The sequence below is a fragment of the Candidatus Deferrimicrobiaceae bacterium genome, from assembly GCA_035256765.1.
Lineage (GTDB): Bacteria > Desulfobacterota > Deferrimicrobia > Deferrimicrobiales > Deferrimicrobiaceae > CSP1-8.
In genome coordinates, this window is the sequence record DATEXR010000018.1 from 1 (window position 1) to 4,398 (window position 4,398).

A 4,398-nucleotide genomic window follows, 5' to 3' on the forward strand; every position below is an offset into this window, starting at 1 on the left:
ACAAACCGTACCGAAGGAGGGAATAAAACTCCGTGGACAGCGGTTGCAGATGTCCCCAGGAGGCCATTTCAGCCTTCCTCTCCGAAGGAACGCTCTTCCTCAGGAAAACGGCGAGGCACCATACGCCCCCTGGCCGAAGAAACCGACCTGAAACGGAACATCGCTCCGGGTAATGGGTCCTGATGGAAAAAATCAGGTTCGTCTACTATAAGATAAATTTTCGACACCGTTCAATTTTTTTCTCGCCCTCCCGTGCGGGAATGCCCATAAACCGCGATCCCGCAGCCAGCTCCCCTCCCCGGCAAGGCGGTACCCTCCGAAGAACTGCCGTCGATGACGTATGGTACAATGCGGCATTCGCGCGGGGAACCCCCGGTGAAACGGAACGGAGACCGGGTTCATCTCTCTACCGGTGATTCCCGGGAGAACCGTGCCGATGTCGTAAGGAAGGAACGCCCGGATGTGCCGCATGATCGCCTTTGCCTCTCGGGAACCTCGGGAGATCGCGCCGTTTCTCTCCCACCTTGCCCGGCTTTCCGCCCAGGGAAAACTGGTGGACGGGTGGGAAAGACGCCCGGGCGGGAATCACCCCGACGGATGGGGGATCGCGATCCGCCAGAAGGGGAAAACCCGGCTGATCCGGAGCGGGGAGCCCGCCGCCACCGATCCCACCCTAAGCGGGATCCGGGGGAGCACCGACCGGTTCCTCGGCCACGTCCGGTACGCCTCCGACACGAGCACGGTCAACGCCGCCAACGCCCACCCGTTTCTCGTGCGGGGGATCGCCCTCGCGCACAACGGAACGTTCAAGGGGCGGATCGGGGAGGAGGCCGAACAGCGCAAGGCGAGCGACACGCTCGTCTTTCTCGAATCGCTCGCGGACCGCTGGAAGGAGAGGACACCCGCCGGGCTTTGCGAGGCGCTGTCGACCCTGCTGGGGGATACGGCGGGGGTGGGGGCGTATTCCGCCGCGAACCTGCTGATCGCGCACGGGGAGGCGATATTCGCCCTCCGGAACTACCGGAAGCGCGAAGACTACTACACGCTTTTCCTCCGGGTCGAACCCGGACTGGTCATCCTTGCGAGCGAACCCCTCGATGCCTCGCCCCGGTGGAGGGCGCTGGAAAACGGGGAACTGGTCGAACTGTGCCTGCCGTCCCCCCGGTCCCTGTTCCTGGCGAAGGCGGCGTGACCTCCGACATGGCGACCCCCGTCGATCTGCGATCCGACACCGTCACGCTCCCCTCCCCGGGGATGCGAAAAGCGATGGCCCGCGCCAAGGTCGGCGACTCCCAGCGGGGGGAGGATCCCTCCGTGCGGGCTCTGGAGGAGTACGCCGCCTCCCGGTTCGGCAAGGAAGCGGGACTTTTCGTCCCCTCGGGGACGATGGGGAACCTGGTCTCGGTGTCCGCATGGACCCGGCCGGGGGACATCGTCGTCGCCTCCGCGGCTTCCCACATCGCGGGGCGCGAGGGGCCGGGCATCTCGAACCTGGCCGCCGTCGCCATCCTGGGGATCGACGCTCCCCGCGGGATCTTCACGGCGGACGACGTCGCCCGGGCGATCGCGGCGGCCCCGCTGCGGAGCAGGGCGAAGGTCCGGCTGGTGGCCGCGGAGAACACCCATAACGCGGGCGGGGGGGCGGTCTTTCCCATCGCCTCCCTGAGGCGGATCCGCAGCGTCTGCCGCAAGGAAGGGATCCCGCTTCACATCGACGGGTCCCGGATCTTCAACGCCTCGGTCGCCTCCGGTGTGCCGCCCGTGGAATACGGCAAAGCATGCCAATCCCTGATGTTCTGCCTCTCCAAGGGGCTGGGGGCGCCCGTGGGATCGGTCGTCGTGGGGTCCCGGGAGTTCATCGGGGAGGCAAGGAATGTGGGATTGCGCGTAGGCGGGGGGATGCGCCAGGCGGGGATCGTAGCCAGCGGCGGCCTCTACGCCCTCCGGCACAACGTCGCCCGGCTCGCGGAGGACCACGAGAACGCACGCGTGCTCGCCCGGGCGCTCGCGGAGATCCCCGGGATCGACATGATCAACTCCCCTGCGGAGACGAACATCGTCCTGTTCCGGTGGAAACTCCCCGCCATGTCCCTCCCCGATTTCCAGGAGACGCTTCGCAAGGAGGGAGTCCTCGTGGACGACCGGGCGTTCCCGCTCTTCCGGGCGGTCACGCACCTCGGGGTAGGGAAAAAGGAGATCGCCCGGGCCATCCGGGCATTCCGCAAGGTCTTCCGGTAGGTTAGTGGGACCGTTCCTTCGACCCGCGGGCGATGTCTTCGGCCACCTCGCCCACCGTCTGCTTCATCATCCGATCCGCGATCTTTTTCGGGCTGTCGCCCGGGGAGGACATCTTCGAGACCCAGTTGCCCCCCTTGCGTATGAATCCGCCGCCTCCGCCGACCTGCCGTTGCGCCTTCCCGCCGCAGTGCGGGCATTTTTTCAGTTCCGGGTCGGTGATCCGCTGCTCCTTCTCGAACTCCCCGCACTTTTCGCACTTGTACTCGTAGGTCGGCACGTCGTCCCCCCTCGTCTCGTTCCAAAACAGTAACATTATCGCACGAACCCCACCCCGCCGCCACCCGCATCGGCCCGCGTGATGGGGGCGGGCATTCGCGGGTATCGCTCCGCAGCCTCGGAGGGGGGCTCCGTTCGTGGCTCGCCGTGCGGTGAACCCGCACGGCTGCGCTCCGGCCTCCAGGGGTCCGTTGCCGAAGAGGCCGTGCACCGAGAGGGTCGATGCGCCGCTTCCGGCAAGGCGCCCGACCGAAGCGTACCCGCTGCGGTACGGTGAGGGAGGGCAACGAAGTCGGAGCGGATGCAGCGGCCCTCGAATGCCGGGATCTGAGGGAATGGACTCCTGGAGGCCGGTCTCACTGCGCCCCCACTCCTTCGGCTTGCTGCGCTCTCCGACATCCGCGAAACGTCGCGTGCACCGGGGACCCGGGGCGATGCGGGGGGGGCGACGAGGCGGCGTGTGGAGCGAGAGAAGAGTATCCCCGCCGTGCGGGGTCCGATCCGACGAGCGGAACCCGCAGCGAGCGGGCGCAGATCGCGAGCGTAGCCGAGGGGCCCCCTCCGCGAGCCAGGGTCCCCGGTTGCCGGCGCCCTCGTAACGGCGCGCGCAAATGCGGCGCCCGCCGCAGAGGATGAAAAGTTTTAAGAACGTCCCTGTTCTTTGGTGGCGACGGGGCCGGGCGGAATCGTGGATAATGAGAAGAAGTATCTTCTTCGGAGGTCGTGCCGCTTGCCCCTGTTTCTCATCGTCTTTTTCCTGATCTACGGAAGCGTCCACGGATACGCGCTCCTCAAGGCGAAATCGGCGCTCGGGTTCGGGTGGGGGACGGCGGCCGCCCTCGCCCCGGTCCTCATCGCGCTCACCCTCGCCCCGCTGATCATCTATTTCCTCGGCAGGCACGGGATGGAGGAGGCGGCCCGGGCGGTCTCCTGGGTCGGGTACACCTGGGGGGGGCTTCTCTTCTTCTTCTTCTGGATGAACCTCGCCGTCGACGCGCTCAACCTCGTTGCCCGCCTGGGAGGGGCGCTCTCCGGGAGATGGGGATCCGCCTCCCTGGTTTCCGGAAAAGCCCCGTTTCTCGCCCTGGTCGCGCTTTCCGTCGCGCTGGGCGCCTACGCGTATTTCGAGGCGAGGGAGATCGGCGTCGAGCGGGTGCGGATCGTGACGGACAAGCTTCCCCCATCGACCTCCCGCGTCCGCATCGCGCAGATCTCCGATGTCCACCTCGGCCTGCTCGTCCGCCATCGAAAGGCGGAGGCGATCGCCTCGGTGATCCGGAGGGCCGACCCCGACATCCTCGTCTCGACGGGGGACCTGATCGACGCGGAGATCAACCACCTCGAGGGGCTGGCGGAGATCTTCGGGACGATCCGACCCCGCCTCGGGAAATACGCCGTCACCGGGAACCACGAATTCTACGCGGGGATCGACCAGGCGCTATCGTTCACGCGACGGGCCGGGTTTTCCGTCCTCCGGGGAGAAACCGTCAATTTGGGGAACATCCTTCGGATCGCGGGAGTCGACGATCCCGCGGCGGGGGCGCTCGACGCGGGAGCCGGCCACCCGGAGAAAGAGGTTCTCGGAGGAACGGCCTCCCCGATGTACACGATCCTCCTCAAGCACCGGCCCACCCTGTCCGACGGTTCGCGCGGCCTGTTCGACCTCCAGCTCTCCGGACACACGCACAAGGGGCAGATCTTCCCGTTCCGGTACGTGGTCGGACGCCCCTACCCGCTCATCGCGGGGCTGTTCCCCCTGGGCGGCGCCTACCTCTACACCAGCCGCGGGACGGGGACCTGGGGGCCTCCGATGCGGTTCCTCTCCCCGCCGGAGGTGACGGTCATCGACATCGAACGTGCGCCGCCGCCCAACACGGCGGAAAG

At 67.1% G+C, this 4,398-nt stretch carries 4 protein-coding genes; 3 read left to right on the top strand and 1 reads right to left on the bottom strand.

Annotation, left to right across the window (positions count from 1 at the left end; genetic code table 11):
• The first annotated feature begins 469 nt into the window (after positions 1 to 469).
• Together VJ307_00825 and VJ307_00830 are read left to right on the top strand one after the other, a co-directional pair.
• The gene (locus VJ307_00825; protein HJX72668.1) at positions 470 to 1,192 is read left to right on the top strand and encodes a class II glutamine amidotransferase; all 723 of its coding nucleotides are present in this window, start codon (positions 470 to 472) and stop codon (positions 1,190 to 1,192) included.
• Entirely contained in the window at positions 1,189 to 2,238 is a 1,050-nt protein-coding gene (locus VJ307_00830) for a GntG family PLP-dependent aldolase (protein HJX72669.1), read from the top strand. The genes VJ307_00825 and VJ307_00830 overlap by 4 nt, the downstream gene beginning before the upstream one ends.
• Before the next feature lies 1 nt (position 2,239).
• On the opposite strand, the gene VJ307_00835 is transcribed toward VJ307_00830, so the two are convergent.
• Complete coding sequence (locus VJ307_00835) at positions 2,240 to 2,551, bottom strand: zinc ribbon domain-containing protein (GenBank protein HJX72670.1); 312 nt, start codon at positions 2,549 to 2,551, stop codon at positions 2,240 to 2,242.
• A 693-nt stretch (positions 2,552 to 3,244) separates the two neighbouring features.
• Between VJ307_00835 and VJ307_00840 the strand changes: the two genes are divergently transcribed.
• On the top strand, positions 3,245 to 4,398 hold a 1,154-nt coding region (locus VJ307_00840), incomplete at its 3' end, for a metallophosphoesterase (GenBank protein ID HJX72671.1).